This is a genomic window from Streptomyces sp. NPDC031426, from assembly GCF_055581585.1.
The window spans coordinates 136,198-152,848 of the sequence record NZ_JBVIJE010000003.1 but is presented as its reverse complement, the minus strand read 5'-3'; the positions used below and the strand labels follow the sequence as shown (position 1 = coordinate 152,848).

At 70.5% G+C, this 16,651-nt stretch carries 15 protein-coding genes; 6 read left to right on the top strand and 9 right to left on the bottom strand.

Features of this window, described 5'->3' with window-relative positions; all coding sequences use genetic code 11:
* Window positions 1-4 precede the first annotated feature (4 nt).
* The 7 genes from ACZ5NH_RS06135 to ACZ5NH_RS06105 form a co-directional block, all read right to left on the bottom strand.
* Window positions 5-2,146, bottom strand: coding sequence for a discoidin domain-containing protein (locus ACZ5NH_RS06135; RefSeq protein WP_468773191.1), 2,142 nt, complete (start codon window positions 2,144-2,146; stop codon window positions 5-7).
* 73 nt (window positions 2,147-2,219) lie between these two features.
* The gene (locus ACZ5NH_RS06130) at window positions 2,220-3,824 is read right to left on the bottom strand and encodes a glycoside hydrolase family 13 protein (RefSeq protein ID WP_468773190.1); all 1,605 of its coding nucleotides are present in this window, start codon (window positions 3,822-3,824) and stop codon (window positions 2,220-2,222) included.
* Window positions 3,825-3,855: 31 nt separating this feature from the next.
* Entirely contained in the window at window positions 3,856-4,731 is an 876-nt protein-coding gene (locus ACZ5NH_RS06125) for a carbohydrate ABC transporter permease (protein WP_388627025.1), read from the bottom strand.
* A complete protein-coding gene (locus tag ACZ5NH_RS06120; RefSeq protein ID WP_468773189.1) occupies window positions 4,728-5,684 on the bottom strand; it encodes a carbohydrate ABC transporter permease in 957 nt (318 codons plus the stop codon). Before ACZ5NH_RS06120 ends, ACZ5NH_RS06125 begins: the two co-directional genes overlap by 4 nt.
* Window positions 5,685-5,689: 5 nt before the next feature.
* Window positions 5,690-7,042, bottom strand: coding sequence for an ABC transporter substrate-binding protein (locus ACZ5NH_RS06115; RefSeq protein WP_468773188.1), 1,353 nt, complete (start codon window positions 7,040-7,042; stop codon window positions 5,690-5,692).
* A gap of 129 nt (window positions 7,043-7,171) precedes the next feature.
* Window positions 7,172-8,170 carry a LacI family DNA-binding transcriptional regulator gene (locus ACZ5NH_RS06110; RefSeq protein WP_451554106.1) on the bottom strand — a complete coding sequence of 333 codons (999 nt, stop codon included), beginning with the start codon at window positions 8,168-8,170 and terminating at the stop codon, window positions 7,172-7,174.
* Between the two features lie 136 nt (window positions 8,171-8,306).
* Window positions 8,307-8,978 carry an MmyB family transcriptional regulator gene (locus ACZ5NH_RS06105; protein ID WP_468773187.1) on the bottom strand — a complete coding sequence of 224 codons (672 nt, stop codon included), beginning with the start codon at window positions 8,976-8,978 and terminating at the stop codon, window positions 8,307-8,309.
* 254 nt (window positions 8,979-9,232) lie between these two features.
* On the opposite strand from ACZ5NH_RS06105, the gene ACZ5NH_RS06100 reads away from it, so the two are divergent.
* From ACZ5NH_RS06100 to ACZ5NH_RS06090, 3 genes are all read left to right on the top strand, one after another.
* A complete protein-coding gene (locus ACZ5NH_RS06100; RefSeq protein WP_388627033.1) occupies window positions 9,233-9,889 on the top strand; it encodes a helix-turn-helix domain-containing protein in 657 nt (218 codons plus the stop codon).
* Window positions 9,890-9,903: 14 nt separating this feature from the next.
* On the top strand, window positions 9,904-10,461 hold the full coding sequence (locus ACZ5NH_RS06095; protein ID WP_388627035.1) for a toxin-antitoxin system, toxin component: 558 nt from the start codon (window positions 9,904-9,906) through the stop codon (window positions 10,459-10,461).
* Window positions 10,462-10,655: 194 nt separating this feature from the next.
* Window positions 10,656-10,883, top strand: a complete 228-nt coding sequence (locus tag ACZ5NH_RS06090; RefSeq protein WP_388627037.1) for a hypothetical protein — start codon at window positions 10,656-10,658, stop codon at window positions 10,881-10,883.
* 33 nt (window positions 10,884-10,916) lie between these two features.
* Here ACZ5NH_RS06090 and ACZ5NH_RS06085 read toward each other — a convergent pair whose 3' ends face one another.
* The gene (locus ACZ5NH_RS06085) at window positions 10,917-11,597 is read right to left on the bottom strand and encodes a 4'-phosphopantetheinyl transferase family protein (RefSeq protein ID WP_468773186.1); all 681 of its coding nucleotides are present in this window, start codon (window positions 11,595-11,597) and stop codon (window positions 10,917-10,919) included.
* Window positions 11,545-12,450 (bottom strand): metallophosphoesterase family protein, encoded by a 906-nt coding sequence (locus ACZ5NH_RS06080; RefSeq protein ID WP_468773185.1) that lies wholly within the window; start codon window positions 12,448-12,450, stop codon window positions 11,545-11,547. The genes ACZ5NH_RS06085 and ACZ5NH_RS06080 overlap by 53 nt, the downstream gene beginning before the upstream one ends.
* A gap of 319 nt (window positions 12,451-12,769) precedes the next feature.
* Here ACZ5NH_RS06080 and ACZ5NH_RS06075 point away from each other — a divergent pair, with 319 nt between their 5' ends.
* The 3 genes from ACZ5NH_RS06075 to ACZ5NH_RS06065 all read left to right on the top strand — a co-directional run bounded on the left by ACZ5NH_RS06075 (window position 12,770) and on the right by ACZ5NH_RS06065 (window position 16,624).
* On the top strand, window positions 12,770-13,885 hold the full coding sequence (locus tag ACZ5NH_RS06075) for an ATP-grasp domain-containing protein (RefSeq protein WP_468773184.1): 1,116 nt from the start codon (window positions 12,770-12,772) through the stop codon (window positions 13,883-13,885).
* Window positions 13,886-14,104: 219 nt separating this feature from the next.
* Entirely contained in the window at window positions 14,105-15,790 is a 1,686-nt protein-coding gene (locus ACZ5NH_RS06070) for a carbohydrate binding domain-containing protein (RefSeq protein ID WP_468773183.1), read from the top strand.
* An 84-nt stretch (window positions 15,791-15,874) separates the two neighbouring features.
* On the top strand, window positions 15,875-16,624 hold the full coding sequence (locus tag ACZ5NH_RS06065) for a hypothetical protein (RefSeq protein ID WP_468773182.1): 750 nt from the start codon (window positions 15,875-15,877) through the stop codon (window positions 16,622-16,624).
* Window positions 16,625-16,651: the final 27 nt, after the last annotated feature.

The following is a 16,651-nucleotide window of genomic DNA, read 5'->3' as shown; positions in this document are numbered from 1 at the left end:
TGGATCAGGACGTCAGGTAGGCCTCCACCTCACTGAACTGCCCGGCCGGCCAGCCCGTGTTGGCGCTGACGGTGAGGCGGAGGTACCGCAGGTTCGTGCTGCTCGGCAGGGCGACGGTGGCCGTGTTGCCGGTGGCCGGGTCGAAGCGGTAGCCCTGGGAGCCCACGACGGTCGAGTAGGTCGCGCCGTCGGTGCTGCCGAGCACGGTGATGGCCTGGGTGCGGGCGCCCCAGGCCGCAGACGGCGGCAGCTTCAGCACCAGGCGGCGCACGGCGTAGGACGAGCCGAGGTCGACCGTCCAGGACTGCGGGAAGGCGTTGTTGGCGGACTCCCAGTAGGAGTTCGCGTCACCGTCGACCGCCTTGCCGGGCGTGTAGACGTCCTGGGAGCCGGTCGCGGTGGCCGGCCTGCCCTTGGCGAGGTTGCGGTTCGGATCGGGGTCGGGGTTGCCCTGGCCGGGCTGGGGCCAGGTGGAACAGTCCGACCAGGTGCTGGACCAGCCGGAGTTGCCGCCGCCGTCGGTGAGGGTGAAGGAGCCGGAGTTCGCCGGGTAGGGGCAGTTGTAGATGCCGGCGGCCCCGACCTGGGCGGCGGTGACGTTCCTGAAGGTGGCCGCGCCCTGTGCCTCGGCCTGGACGACGACCGTTCCGGTGTTCTTGACCGTCGCTCCGGTGACGTCGACGTTCTTCACCGGGTAGCCCTGTCCGCCGCCGGAGACGAACTCGAAGGCGCTGTACGGGCTGTCGGCGATCGTCGTGTCGGTGATGTTCACGGTCGCGTTGATCGCGCTGTCGTAGGAGTCGACCCGCAGCGCGCCCATCGGGTGGTTCCAGTTGGGGTTCATCGCTCCGGTGCGCACGAGTGTGTTGCCGTCGACCGTGATGGTGCCCGACAGCGGGGAGAAGGGGTCCATGAACTTCTGGTTGGAGATCGCGATACCGCTGCCGAGGGCGTTGGTGTCGGAGACCAGGTTGTTCTTCACGGAGATGTCGGTACCGCCGTAGACGGCGATGCCGTTGGCGAGGTTGGGCTGCGTGATCGTGTTGTTCTCGAAGCTGGAGTTCGTGTCCGGCGAGTACAGCGACCACATGGCGAGGGCGTCGTCGCCCTGGTTGCGCAGGAAGTTGTTGCGGACGACGACGCCCCTGGCGGTGCCGTTGAGGTTGATGCCGTCGGCGGTGGTGTCGAGGAAGCGGTTGTTCTCCACGACCAGGTTGTCGTTGCTGCCGGTCAGCCACATGCCGCACTTCAGGTGCTGGATCCACATGCCGGAGACGGAGGAGTTCGGGCCGAGGGAGCCGTTGACGAAGTTGTCGGGACTGGAGTCGACGCGCTCGGTGACCTCCCCGATGACCGCGAAGTCCTTGATGTGGACGTTCCCGGAGGAACTGGACTGGTCGATGAACCGGGAGGTGTGCACCACCGAGTACCAGCTGCCGGCGCCCTGGAGCGTCACGTTCTGCACGCCGTTGAGGGACGAGGTGATCTTGTAGTCACCCGGTGGGATCCAGACCGTTCCGCCCTGGGCGGCGGCGATGGCGTCCCGGAAGGCCTGGGTGGAGTCACCGTTGCCGCTGGGGTCGGCGCCCTTGGAGACGACGGACACGGAGCCGGCGGGCTGGGTGGCGGGCGCCGCGACCTGCTCGAAGTCGGCGACGTCGACCGTGACCTGGGTGCCGGCCGACTCGAAGGTGACCTTGTCGCCCGCCTGGATGTTCCGGCCGAGCATCAGGCGCGCGTCGTCGAAGAAGTGATGCTGCTTGGCGCCGGGGATCCAGCCGGTGTCGATGTAGGAGTACTTGGAGGTGACGGTCAGGGTGCTCGCGAGCTTGACCCCGTTGACGTAGACGTCGAGCGTGCCGGTCTGGCCGTCGGGCACGCTGTAGGAGACGTTGACGGCGTTGGCGGCCTGGGGCGCCGTGAACTCGACGCGCTGTCCGGAGATGAGGCGCACGGCCTGCCGTCCGGAGGCTTCGGAGGCGAGCGTGCCCTGGGTGTAGTCCGGGCCGATCCTGGTGCCGGAGGTGGTCGCCGACTCCGCCTCCACGGAGGTGAAGGGGAGGGCGGCGCCGGCGGCCGCGTGGGCGGCGGGCGCGACGGCGATGAGCATGCCGGCGGCGAGAGTCCCAGCCACCGTGGCTGGCATGCTCCTGACAGTTCTCTGCATGTGCTGATCCCTTCGAGGTGGGGGTGCGGGGATAGCGCGGTGCGTCGGCGGCTCAGCTCCGCAGCCAGGCCGCCGTGTCCTGGGGCAGCCGGCCGTCGTCCAGCGGGCCGCTGCTCAGCAGGAGTCGGGAGTGCGCGGGGAGGTCGGCGGGTGTGGGCGCGAAGTTGACCACGCACATCGCCCCCTCGGCACGGATGAAGGCCAGTACCCCGTCGGGGGCGGGCAGCCAGGTCAGGGGGCCGTCGCCGAAGACCGGGCGGGTGGCGACGGCCTGGCGGTAGAGGGAGAGCATGGAGCCGGGGTCCCGCTGTTGACGGTCGACGGCGTACGACGGCCAGTCGGCCGGCTGGGGCAGCCAGGGCTCCTGCCGCGCACCGAATCCCGCGTACGGCATACCGGCGACCCACGGCAGCGGCACCCGGCAGCCGTCCCGGCCCGGGTCGGCTCCCCGCGAGCGACAGTACATCGGGTCCTGTATGCGGTCGACGGGGATCTCGGCCTCCGGCAGCCCGAGTTCCTCCCCCTGGTAGAGGTACACCGCGCCCGGCAGGGCCAGCGACAGCAGGGCGGCGGCCCGCGCCCGCCGGGTCCCGAGCGCCAGGTCGGACGGGGTGCCGAAGGCCTTGGAGGCGAAGTCGAACCCGGTGTCCTCGCGGCCGTAGCGGGTGACCGTGCGGGTGACGTCGTGGTTGCACAGCACCCAGGTGGCCGGGGCACCGACGGGGGCGTGCTCGGCGAGGGTGGTGTTGATCGAGGCGCGCAGCCGGCCGGGGTCCCAGGGGCAGGAGAGAAAGGAGAAGTTGAAGGCGGTGTGGAGTTCGTCGGGGCGCAGATAGCGGGCGAAGCGCTCGGCGTCGGGCAGCCAGAGCTCGCCGACGAAGACGCCGTCGTACTCGTCCGCGACGCGCCGCCAGGACCGGTAGACGTCGTGGAGTTCGTCGCGGTCGACGAAGGGGTGCGGCTCGGGGTGGGAGGCGAGGTCGGGCAGGGCCGGGTCCTTGGCGAGCAGGGCGGCGGAGTCGACGCGGACACCGGCGACGCCTCGCTCGAACCAGAACCGCAGGATGTCCTCGTGCTCCTGGCGGACGGCCGGGTGGGCCCAGTTGAGGTCCGGCTGCTCGGGCGTGAACAGGTGCAGATACCAGTCGCCGTCGGGCAGCCGCGTCCACACCGGCTCGGTGGAGCCGACGAACTGCGACGGCCAGTCGTTCGGCGGGAGTTCGCCGTGCGGTCCGCGCCCTTGCCGGAAGTGGAAGAGCTCGCGCTCCGGGCTGCCGGGTCCGGCGGCGAGCGCGGCCCGGAACCAGGGGTGCTGGTCGGAGACGTGGTTGGGCACGATGTCGACGATGGTCCGGATGCCCAGCTCCCGGGCCTCCGCGATGAGTTTCTCCGCCTCGGCGAGGGTGCCAAAGGCCGGGTCGATGGTCCGGTAGTCGGCGACGTCGTAGCCACCGTCCTTCAGGGGTGACAGATACCAGGGGGTGAACCACAGTGCGTGCACGCCGAGTTCGGCGAGATACGGCAGCTTGGCGCGGACGCCCGCGAGGTCGCCGGTGCCGTCGCCGTCGCCGTCCGCGAAGCTGCGGACGTAGACCTGGTAGATGACGGCCGAGCGCCACCAGTCGCGGTCCGTTCGGGCATGGGTGGGCTGTCCCACGGAGCTTCCCTTTCTATACGTGGCGGCGGCGTCAGCCCTTGGTGCTGCCCGCGCTGATCCCGGCGATGATGTGCCGCTGGAAGACGAGGAACAGCGCCACCATCGGGATGCTGGCGATCACCATGGCGGCGATGAGCACGGTGAGCTGGATGTTCTGCGACAGCTGGACCAGGGCCACGCTGATCGGCTGCCTGTCGGTGTCGGAGAAGACCATCAGCGGCCACAGGAAGTCCTGCCAGACGGCGACCAGCGCGAAGATCGACACCACGCCGAGCACCGGCCGGGACATGGGCAGCACCACCGACCACAGGATGCGCGTCTTGCCGGCGCCGTCGATCTCGGCGGCCTCCAGCACATCGCGGGGCAACTGGTCGAAGAACCGTTTGAGCAGGTAGAGGTTGAAGGCGTTCGCGACGGCCGGGAGCCAGATGGCGAGGGGGTCGTTGAGCAGGCTGGTATGGATCAGCGGCAGGTCGGCGACCGTGAGGTACTTCGGTACGACGAGGGCCTGCGCCGGGACCATGAGGGTGGCCAGGATGCCGCCGAGGATCACCTTGCCGAAGGCCGGTTTCAGCTTGGACAGGGCATAGGCGGCGGCCGTGCAGAACACCAGCTGGAACGCCCAGGCGCCGGCCGCCTGCACCACCGTGTTCCACAGGTGCCGCGGCAGCTGCATCAGGTCCCAGGCGTCGGTGTAGCCGCCGAGGTGCCAGTGCTCGGGGATCAGCGTCGGCGGTGTGCGGGCCACCTCGTCCGGCGACTTCAGCGCGCCGGTCACCATCCAGTAGACCGGGAAGAGGAACGCCAACGCGAAGAGGACGACGACGGCCGTGAACACGGTCCAGTAGACGGCCTTGCCGCGCGGGCGGGCGAGGGTGGCCGGGGAGATCAGGGTGCGGGTGCTCATGCGCTGTCCCCCTCGGTGCGGGTGAGCCGCAGATAGCCGGCGGAGAAGGCGCCGAGCAGCACCAGGAGCATGACGCTGAGGGCGCAGGCGCCGCCGAAGTCGTTGTAGAGGAAGGCGTACTTGTAGATGAGGTAGAGAACGGTCACCGTGGCGTTCTCCGGTCCGCCGCCGGTGATGACGAACGGCTCGGTGAACACCTGCATGGTGGCGATGATCTGCAGGAGCATCAGCATCAGGATCACGAACCTGGTCTGCGGGACGGTGACGTGCCGGACGCGCTGGAGCAGGTTCGCGCCGTCCAGTTCGGCGGCCTCGTACAGCTCGCCCGGGATGGACTGCAGGGCGGCGAGGTAGATGAGGACGGTGCCGCCCATGTTGGCCCACGTCGCCACGATCACCAGGGAGACGAGCGCGGTGTCGCTGCCGTTGGACCAGTTGGACGCCGGCAGGTGGAGGAAGCGCAGCGCCTCGTTGGCGAGGCCGGCTCCGGGGTCGTAGAACCACTTCCACAGCAGGGCGCTGACCACCGGCGGGATCATCACCGGCAGATAGACCACGACCCGGAAGAAGGCCTTGGCGTGCCGCAGCTCGTTGAGGACGAGGGCGAGGAGGAAGGGGATCGCGAAGCCGATCAGCAAGGCGAGCAGGGTGAAGTACAGGGTGTTGCGCCATGCCGCGCCGAATTCGGGGTCGTGCAGCACTCGGGTGAAGTTGGCGGTGCCGACCCACTCGGGCTTCGAGCCGGGCGTGTACTTCTGGAAGGCGATGACGACCGCGCGGATCGCCGGGTACCAGGAGAACAGGGCGAAGCAGACGAGGCCGCCGAGGAGGAAGGCGTAGGCGCGGGCCTGGTCGAGGAGGCGGCGCCGCCTCCGGCCCCCTACCGGGGGCGGCGCCGGGACCGGGTGGACGGCGGCCCGGGTCGCGGGCCGCCGGTCGGCTGTCTTCGTCATGGCGGTCAGCTCCGGGCCAGGATGCCGTCGATCTTTCCGGAGGCGTCCTTGAGGAGCTGGTCGATGTCGGCGTCCTTCTCGGTGAGGACGGCGGAGACGGTCGAGTCGAGGACGGAGTAGATCTGCTGCGCGTCCGGCGGCTCGATCTTCATCTGCAGCTGCTGGTTGCCGTCGAGGAAGGACTGGTAGTTCTCCACCGGGACGTTGGCGTTGGCCTTCTTGGCCTGCTGGTCCTTGGCGTCGGCGGCGCCGGTGAACAGGCGCGGCTCGGGCAGGCCGACGGGGGCGTTGTTCTTCCTGGCGCGGGCGTAGTCACCGAGGAAGCCCGTTCCCGGGGTGAGGAACATGTGGTCCAGCCACTTCAGGCCGGCCCGGATCTGGGCGGGCGTGTCGTGCTTGTCGAACATGTAGCCGTCGCCGCCGATGAGCGTGCCCTTGCCGCCCGGCATCGGGCCGATGGCGATGTCGTCGTAGTTCGCGCCCTTCTCCTTGACCAGGATCGGGATGTTGTCGGGGGCGGCGAGATACATGCCGAGCTTGCCCGAACCCATCATCTGCTGCACGTCGTTGATGACGAGGAGCTGCTTGCTGCCCATCGAGTTGTCGGTCCACCGCATGTCGTGCAGGTTCTGCAGGACGGCGTGGCCCTCGGGGGTGTCGATGGTGGCCTTCTTGCCGTCGCCGGCGACGACGTCCCCTCCCTGGGAGTACAGCTCGGCGGTGAAGTGCCAGCCGCCCTGGTTCTGGGCGCTGTAGTCGGCGTATCCGACGGTGCCGTTGCCGAGGTCGGCGATCTTCCTGGCGTCGGCGCGGACCTCGTCCCAGGTCGTCGGCGGCTTGTCGGGGTCGAGGCCGGCCTTCTGGAACAGCTTGCGGTTGTAGATCAGCCCCATGCTGTATCCGGTGCGCGGGATGCCGTAGACCTTTCCGTCGACGGTGTAGATGTCCCGCAGCTGCTTCTGGATGGTGCCGTAGGACTTCAGGTCCTTCAGGTACGGCGTGAGATCGGCCGCCTGGTGGATGTCCACGACATGCCGGGCGTCGGTGAAATACGTGTAGAAAACGTCTTCCATCTGACCGCCGGCGAGCTTCGCGTCGAAGGTCTTCGGGTCCTGGCAGGGGAAGGCGTCGTGCGCGACGACGTCGATGTCCGGGTTCTGCTTGGCGAAGGAGGCGAGGTCCTCCTCGAAGAACCTCCGGTCGACCTTGGCGCTCTTGGGCGGCTCGCAGTTGACGGTGATGCGCGTCTTGCCGCCGGCCGAGCCGTCGCCGCCGGAGCCGCAGGCGGTGGCGGCAAGGGCGAGCGAGGAACAGACGCCGATCGCGACGAAGGTACGGCGGAACCCGGTGCTTCTCATCGGTGGACCCCCTGATGGCACTCATGGCAGGACCGGTGGGCGCCGCACACTCAAGCACCGCCGACATCGTGGCGCAAGATATCGCGCAGAATATGAAATTGTTCGACAAGCAGTCGGATCTTCTCGATCTCAGCCGCGCGGAGCCTGCCCGGTGGACCCCCGCACCACCAGCTCGGGTTCGAACAGCAGCTCCTCGGCGGGTACGGCGGTGCCGCCGATCTGCGCGTTCAGCAGCTCGACGGCCGCGCGGCCCATGGCCTCGATGGGCTGGCGGACGGTGGTGAGCGGGGGCTCGGTGCAGTTCATGAAGGCCGAGTCGTCGTAGCCGACGACGGAGATGCGGCCGGGGACGTCGTGTCCCTTGCGGCGGGCGGCCCGGATCGCGCCGAGGGCGAGCGGGTCGCTGGCGCAGATGATGCCGGTGACACCGCGGTCGATCAGCCGGGACGCGGCGGCGTGACCGCCCTCGATGGAGAAGATCGCCCGGGCGACGAACTCCTCCGGCAGGTCGCCGGCGATCGCCCGCGCGGCGGCCAGCTTGCGGGCCGAGGGCACATGGTCGCCGGGGCCGAGGACCAGTCCGACGCGCTCGTGACCGAGGGAGGCGAGGTGCCGCCAGGCCTGCTCGACGGCGACCGCGTCGTCGCAGGACACGCCCGGGAAGCCGAGGTGTTCGATGGCCGCGTTGACCAGTACGACGGGGATGTTGCGCTCGGCGAGCAGCCGGTAGTGGTCGTGCGGGGCGTCCGCCTGCGCGTACAGGCCGCCGGCGAACACGACGCCGGAGACCTGCTGCTGCAGCAGCAGTTCGACGTAGTCCGCCTCCGAGACCCCGCCCTTGGTCTGTGTGCACAGCACCGGGGTGAGTCCGAGCTGGGCGAGCGCGCCGCCGATGACCTCGGCGAACGCCGGGAAGATGGGGTTCTGCAGCTCCGGCAGCACCAGGCCGACGAGCCGGGCGCGTTCGCCGCGCAGCTGGGTGGGGCGCTCGTAACCGAGCACGTCGAGTGCCGTCAGCACCGCCTGCCGGGTGGCGTCGGAGACCCCGGGTTTGCCGTTGAGCACCCGGCTGACGGTCGCTTCGCTGACGCCGACCTTCTTCGCCACTTCCGCAAGTCGTCGTGTCATGTACGCAAGCCTAGCGCAAGCCATGCAAGCGATTTGCGTAAGGGCGGAAGCAGAGCGCCTTTCAGAGCGCTCCTTGCCGGGCGACGGATTCTTCCGACCCGGCGCCGCCGGCGACCTGAACGCCGGCGGTGCCGGGTCAGCTCTCGGTGGCCGGTACGACAGTCAGATGGGCCGCCGTGCCCCGGAGGCGGCGCGGGCGGCGTACGGGCGCCGCGGGCCGGCGGTTCTCCCGCGCGACCATCGAAAGGCGCCGGTAGCCGAGACCGCGCAGGATCTCCGGCGTCTCCTCGACAAGGCGGCACTCGGCGCGGCCGCGCCGCGGATCGGGGTGGACCAGCAGGCGGACGGCCCCGTCGAGCCGGGTCGCGCTCTCGCCGACGGCACGGATCCAGTGCGGCAGGCCCTGCCGGTAGGCGGCCTCCATCAGCGGGTCCTGGGCGATGTCCCGGCGGATCGCCTGGAGTTCCTGGTCGTGACCGTACGTCTCCAGGGCGGTCCTGAGGTGGGCCAGCATCGGCAGGCACCAGCCCTGCTCATGCTCGCCGAGGACCTCTCCCGCGTCCGGATGGAACAGGACGAACCGCAGGAAGTTGTCACCGGGCATGGCCGTCGCGTGCGGGCGCACCCCCCGGAAAAGTGTCTCGAACGCGCCGTTGGCCATGACCACGTCCCAGCGGTGGTCGACGACCAGGGACGGGCAGCCGAGGGACTCCAGCAGTGCGGCGTAGTCCTGGAGATACGCCTGGGTCTCGCAAGTCTCGGGGACGGGCCGCGGTGCCGGCCGCTGCCCTCCTGCCTGATGTGCCATCGGGAGGTCACCCCTCTTGCCTCTGCGGCCTTCACGCGGCCCTGCGATCCTGCGGCCCGCGACAAGACCGTGTCAACTATCGTGGCATTCCGCGCGCATTGACGGCTGAAATTCGCCACAGTTGTGGCGACACCTGGATGTGAGTTCGAGGCACCCGATACTCTCCGGGAAGTTCACGGCGATCGCTCGTGAGAATCACGGACTCAGAAGCACGGACACATCTGAAGCCCTCGAGAGACGTAGGAGTTCTGTCGGTGACGGATGGCTACGAGGATCCGGGCGCCACGGCGACCGCCCAGCTGCCGGCCGTCGTCGCCCGCGTCACCGCGCTCGCCGACCGGCTCGGCGTGCCGCATGCCGAGGTCTTCGACGTCGGGCGGCTCTCCGTGGCCTGCGGGGTGCCGGAGCCGGTGGTCAAGGCCCTGCTCGCCGGCCGGCCCGCCGGAGAACCGGATGTCCAGGCACGCTTTCTGCAGCGCCTGGGCCTGCTGCGGCGCACCCGGCTGAAACCCAACGGCCGCAAGTACACCCAGCAGGAGATCGCCGACGGTGCGGGCATGTCACGGCAGCAGGCCGGCGCCCTCATCAACGGCGACCGGCGGCCGACCATGGAGCACTGCGACGCGCTGCAGCGTTTCTTCCGGGTGCACGCCGGTTTCCTGACCGCGGAGGACCCCGAGGCGCTGGCGGGCGCCCTGCAGCGCACCGAGCAGGAGCTGCTGACGAAGCTCGCCGACCGGGAGCGGGCCGCCGCCGGGGCCGAGGAGGATCCGCTGGAGCGGCTGCTGCAGGACCACGGGGTGCGCGGAATAGCCTGGCGGGCCGCGCAGTTGCCCACCGACCAGCACCGGGACAAGGTCGCGGAGTGGCTCGACATGCTCCTGGAGAGCGTCAAACGGCCCGAGTCGTGAGCCGGGGGAGGACTGTGGGCATCGGCAGGGACATGCGCCGGCTGTGCGGCGAGCTGGTGGGCGGGCTCGCGCTGCCCGCGCCGGCGCCACCGCGGGAGCTGTACGGCGCGCTGTGCGAGGCGATGAGCCGCCGCCGGGGCCGCCCGGTGCACTTCCGCGCGGCCGCCTTCCCGCCGGGCACGGCGAGCGGGCTGTGGCTGGACCTGACCGACCGCGACCTCGTCGTCGTGGAGGAACGCACCGCGCCCGACCACCAGTTGGTGATTCTCGGTCACGAGCTGTGGCACATGCATGCCGACCACCGCGGACACCACGTCGACGGCGTCGGGGTCGCCACGCGGCTGCTGCACGACGACACCGACCAGGAGGCGCTCCAGGCCACGGTGCAGCGGATCGCGGCCCGGACCCGTTTCGACCGCGCCGAGGAGCGGGACGCGGAGGCCTTCGGTCTGCTGCTGGCCAGCAAGTGCCGTACCTGGCTGGCCGGTTCGGCCCTGCGGGGCCCGGTGCAGCGGGACGACGTGGCCGGGCGCATCGAGGCGTCCCTGGGCTATCCGGGGTCACAGGGCTGATCCGGCCGTACGGCGCAGGGTCGGGCCGCTGACGACACGCCGGTCACCCCTGCAGGCCGTACCGAAAGGATTCGGCCTCGGCTGAGCGGGCGAACCGGGACGGGACCGAACGGCGTTGTCAGTGGTGGGCGGCAAGCTGGAGAGGTGCGCCGCAGGGCGCGCGACCGTGACGCCTATTCGGGGAGAGCCGATCGATGCCCACCGCCGTACTGACCGACCGCGAGCGCACCGCCGTACAGGCCTATCTGCGGCTGCTGCATACCGTGCGCGCCGCCTTCGACGGGCCACCGGACGCCGGCCGGCCCGCCGTGGTGCCGCCCGCCGTGCTGGCCGAGGCGGAACAGGCCCTGGCGCGCGCGGGCCTCGCGGGCAACGAGGAGCAGTTCTTCCGGCTGCTGCGCGACTGGTGCCCGCCGGCCTGACCGCGCCCGGTGCTCCGAGCCGCTGCCGGGGATTCAGGGATGCGGGACGACCACGGCGGTGGTGACCACTTGGTCGCGTACGGCCCACCTGCCGTCGAAGACCTGGAGCCGGCGGTCGCCGACCCGGGGCCCGGGGACGAGGAGTTCGGCACGCAGGGTGCCGTGCGGCTCGTCGCCTGGGCTCGGGTCGAGGGTGATGTCGGCCTCGGAGAAGTCCAGCCAGGTGCGGGTCAGCGGGAACCACGCCTTGTAGACGGACTCCTTGGCGCTGAACAGGATCCGGTCCCAGTGCACACCGGGTCGCCGCGCGGCGAGGCGGTCCAGCCGCTCGGCCTCGGCGGGCAGGAGGATGGAGGCGCCGACGCCGTCCGGGAGCGGCCCGTGCGGTTCGGCGTCGATGCCGAGGGAGGCCAGGTCGCCGGCCCGGGCCAGTGCGGCGGCGCAGTAGCCGTCGCAGTGGGTCATGCTGCCGATCAGGCCGTCCGGCCAGCGCGGGGCGCCCCGCTCGCCGCTGAGGACGGGCTGGGCGGGCACGCCGAGTTTCTCCATGGCGCGCCGGGCGCAGCCGCGCACGGCGGCGAACTCGCGGCGGCGCTTGGCCACGGCACGCTCGACGAGCGCTGCCTCCCCGGGGTAGAGCGGGGCGTCCCACACCGCGTCGTCACGGTGTGCCTCCACGGCCACGACCGACTCCGGGAGCAGCTCCTCGATCACCGGCTTCGACCTCCATCGGCAGGATGCGGCGCAGCTGTCCCGGCGGCTCCGAGCGCTTGCGCCATTCTCGGGGATAGCCTACGGAGACCTCCTCGAAGCGGACTCCGTCGTGCCAGGTGGTGCGGGGGATGTGCAGATGGCCGTAGACCATGGTCGCGACGTGGAACCGGCGGTGCCAGTCGGCGGTCAGCAGGGTGCCGCACCACATGGCGAACTCGGGGTACCGCAGCACCTCGGTGGGATGCCGGTGCAGCGGATAGTGGTTGACCGGTACGACCGGCAGGTCCGCGGGCAGCTCGGCGAGCCTGCGCTCGGTCTCGGCGACCCGTGCCCGGCACCAGGCGTCACGGGTCGGATAGGGATCGGGGTGCAGCAGGTACTCGTCGTTGCAGACGATGCCGGTGCTCTGCGCGTAGGCCAGACCTTCGGCCTTGGTGGCGCAGCCGGGCGGCAGGAACGAGTAGTCGTACAGCAGGAACAGCGGGGCGACGACGACCGGGCCGCCGGGGCCGCGCCACACCGGATAGGGGTCCTCGGGGGTGACGACGCCCAGCTCGCGGCACAGCGCGACCAGGTGCTCGTAGCGGGCGACGCCGCGCAGGGTGACCGGATCCTTCGGGTGCGTCCACAGCTCGTGGTTGCCGGGGGCCCACAGCACCTTGCGGAAGCGGCCCGCGAGCTTCTGAAGGGTCCAGCGGATGTCGGCCACCATCTCGGCGATGTCACCGGCCACGATCAGCCAGTCCTCGTCGCCGGCGGGCCGCATCTCCTCGACCAGGGCGCGGTTCTCCGGATAGGTGATGTGCAGGTCGCTGATGGCCAGCAGCTGCCCGGCCCCGGCCGCAGACTCCACCCTGCACCCCTTCCGATCTTCCTCCGCCGGGGACCACGAGAACACATTCCCGGACACCCCGACAAGGGGCCCCGGCGGCCGTGTCGCGGGGCGCGGCGGCGGGTCGGCGCCGCCCTGGGGGACTCCGGCGAGCCTACTGGACGAGTCCCGGAAATCCGTAACATCCGCGTTGCACGCGCGGGCTCTCGAAAGCCGTATGATCGCCCCGACACCATCACCCCAATCTCCCTTTTCTCAGGGGTCCTTTGGCGTCCCTTCCTCCCTCCTGCCCGGGCACGGGCCGCCGAGCCCTGCCCGAAAACCGTGAAAGGCGGCCTGCATGCTCTCTCGCGTACGCGTCTGGCTCAACCGCACGTACGCGGAGAACGTCTTTTTCATGGATCAGCTGCGCAGAAATCCCAGCGATCGCGCGGTGGAGATCCATGCCACGCACGGGGACCCCGACTCCCCCGTCCTGGCCGCCGCCGACACCGCCGACCTGGAGCCGGAGGGCCTGTCCCCGGCCGGTTACGTGGAGTACGCGCTCGACCAGTGCGCCCGGCGCGGCATCGACGTGTTCGTGCCCCGGCTGCACCAGGCGGCGATCGTGCGGCACCGCGCGGAGTTCGCCGCGGCCGGTACGGCGCTGCTGGCGCCGACGCCCGAGGCGGTGGCCGTCTTCGAGGACAAGGCGACCGCGTACGAGGCGGTCCGCTCAGTGGGCGTCCCGGTGCCGCCGTGGTGGCGGGTGCGTACGGCCGACGAACTCCTCCTGGCCGTCGAGGAGTTGGAGGCGGCCGGGCACAAGCCCTGCTTCAAGCCGGCCGCGGGTGCCGGCGGGGTCGGTTTCCGGGTGATCACCCGCGCCCCGTTCTCGCTCGGCCACCTCGAGGGGTTCCCGAGCCCGTACGTCCAGCTGGACCTCGTCGTCGAGGCGCTGCGGCGGTCCGGGGAACCGGTGGACTGGCTGGTGATGCCGCGCCTGGAGCAGCCCGAGGTGTCGGTCGACTGCCTGACCGGGCCCGACAACCGGCTGCGGCTCGCGGTGGGCCGCACCAAGAACGGCCGCCGCAGGGGTTTCACGCTGGACGAGCGGTGGCTGGAGCCGGCCCGGCTGATCGCGGAGGGCTTCGGGCTGCACTACCTGTCCAACATCCAGTTCCGTATGTTCGGCGACCGGCCCGTGCTGCTGGATGTCAACACGAGGCCCTCCGGGGGCCTGCACCAGGTGTCGCTGTGCGGGGTGAACGTGCCCTGGGCCGCCGTGCAGTTGGCTCTGGGTGAGGATCCCGGGGTGATCGAGCCGCCGTTCCTGGGGCAGGACTACACGGTGGTGGCGGGGCCGCGGTCGCTTCTGCCCGTGCCTGCGGCGCTTCCGCAGCAGAGGGGGGCGGAGACGCCCCTTCCGACGTTGCCTGTGCAGGCGGGTTCGGCGGTGGAGGCCCTGCCGATTTAGGCGGTATGCCGACTGCGGGTACATCGTGGCTTGTCGCGCCCGCGCGGCGGAGCCGCATATCTCATACAGCCCCGCTCCCCTCAGGGGCGCGCCTTCGCTCGCCGGTATGGACCAATCCAGCCAAGCCCCTTGACACCCGCATTGGTCCATACCAAATTCTTCAGCGCACCTCCGCACAGCCGTGCACTCCCGAACACCCCATCCCCACAGGGAGATCGCGTGCGCAATCCACTCGGACGTCACAGACGTCGGCTTCTCGCTCTCCTCGGTTCCGTCGCCCTCGCGGTCGGCGGGGCCATCGCCCTTCCGGGCACCGCTCAGGCGGCCAACATCCTCACCAACCCCGGCTTCGAGTCCGGCGGCCTGTCCCCCTGGACCTGCACCGGCAATCTCGGCTCGGTCGTCTCCTCCCCCGTGCACAGCGGCTCCAAGGCGCTGCAGGGCGCGGTGACCGACAGCGACGACGCGCAGTGCAGCCAGACGGTCGCCGTGCAGCCGAACACGACGTACACCCTCAGCGGCTGGGTACGCGGCAGCTATGTGTACCTGGGCGTGAACGGCGGTGCCTCGACCTGGACGACCTCGCCGACGGCGTACAGCCAGTTGAGCGTCTCCTTCACCACGGGTGCCTCGCAGACCAGCGCCACCATCTATGTCCACGGCTGGTACGCCCAGGGCACCTACTGGGCCGACGACATCGGTCTGGACGGCCCGGGCGGCGGGGGCGGCGGGGACACCCAGGCGCCGACCGCGCCGACGGGCCTGATCTCCACCGGCAAGACCTCGTCCAGCGTTTCGCTGTCGTGGAACGCCGCCACGGACAATGTGGGCGTAACGGGTTACGACATCTACCGTGGCCCGAACCAGGTGCTGACCGTCTCCGGCACGTCCGCCACGGTCAGCGGGCTGTCGCCCAGCACGTCGTACACCTTCACGGTCAAGGCGCACGACGCGGCCGGGAACGTCTCGGCCGCCTCCAACGCCGTCTCCGTGACCACGGACGCGGGCAGCGGCGGCGGCACCGGGTTCACGCAGGCCGCGCCGTATCTGTACGAGGGCTGGGGCGATCCGCCGAGCCCGGCGACGGTGATGAGCGCGACCGGGATCAAGTGGTTCACGATGGCGTTCGTGCTGGACTCCGGCGGCTGCACCCCGGCCTGGGACGGCAGCCGGCCGCTCACCGGTGGCGCCGACCAGAGCGCGATCAACGCCGTCCGGTCCGCCGGCGGTGACATCGTGCCGTCCTTCGGCGGCTGGCAGGGCAGCAAGCTCGGCGCCAACTGCTCCTCCGCGGCCGCGCTCGCGGGGGCCATCCAGAAGGTGATCGACGCCTACGGCCTGAAGGCCGTCGACATGGACATCGAGAACACGGACGAGTTCGAGAACGAGGCCGTGCAGGCGAAGATCCTCACCGCGCTGAAGACGGTCAAGGCGAACAACCCCGGCCTGAAGACCATCGTCACCTTCGGCACCTCGACCACGGGCCCGACCTACTACGGCAACCGGCTGATCGAGCAGGCGCAGTCGCTCGGCGCGAACATCGACGTGTTCACCATCATGCCGTTCGACTTCGGCGGCGGCTCGGACATGTACGGCAACACCGTGAACGCGGCGGAAGGGCTGAAGGCCAAGCTCAAGTCGACGTTCGGGTGGGACGACGCCACCGCGTACTCCCACATCGGCATCTCCGGCATGAACGGCCTGTCCGACCAGCAGGAGAACACGACCCCGGCGATCTGGACCCAGATCAGGGACTGGGCCAACAGCCACCACATCGCCCGCCTCGCGTTCTGGTCGGTCAACCGTGACCGGCCGTGCCCGGGCGGCGGGGTGGTGAGCAACTGCTCCGGCATCAGCCAGAACAACTGGCAGTTCACCTCGATCACGGCCGGTTTCACCGGCTGACGGCGACCGGAAGGAGGGCTGGCGCCCGGGCCTCCGCGGCGGGAAGAATCTTGTCCCGCCGCGGGGGCCTCCCCGTGGTTCGGCATGACGGAAATCGGGGGCGGCGCAGGCGTGAAGAAGAGGATCGCGGCCGCCTGGTGTCTGTTGCTCCTCCTCGCGCTCGGCCTCGCCGCCTGCGGGGTGCCCGGGGAGAGCAACAAGGGTCCCGAGTCCGTGGGGCAGCGCCCCGGTCAGGCGGACTTACAGTCCTCGATCGTCGACGACCGCAAGCACCTCTTCGACGGTTCCCTCGCTTACGACCCCTCCGTCTCGGTGTCCGTCGGCGACAGCCTCACCTACGACGTCCGCCTCACCGCGCGGGGCGAGAAGTCCTCGCACGGCACCGCGCAGGCCGCGCTGGTGACCCGGGCGTTCCAGGTGGGCGGGGTGGAGGAGGCCGCTCTGTCGGCCGGCGACGCGGACGTGCGGGTGGTGTCGCTGACCCCCGACGTCAAGCAGGTCATCGCACAGCCCGGGGACCTCGCGGAGTGGCAGTGGAGTGTGTCCGCCGGCGAGCCGGGCGACCACGACCTCGCCCTCACCGTCACCACCTTCCAGGGTGACTCGGATCGTGCGCTGGACACCCTAGCCCCGCCGATCAGCGTCCACCTGAGCGTGCGCGACACCTGGTCGCACCGATTCGCCTCGATGCAGGACGGGTTGTACACGGCGGCGGGCATCGCGGGCGCCCTGGCCGGCGTCTACGCGCTCCGGGCTCCCCTGACCGAACTCGTACGAGGACGGCGGGAGGCCCGGCAGCAGCGCAGCGAGGACCGGGACGACGGCTACCTGTGAGTGACCGTCGGAATCGGGCCGCCCCGT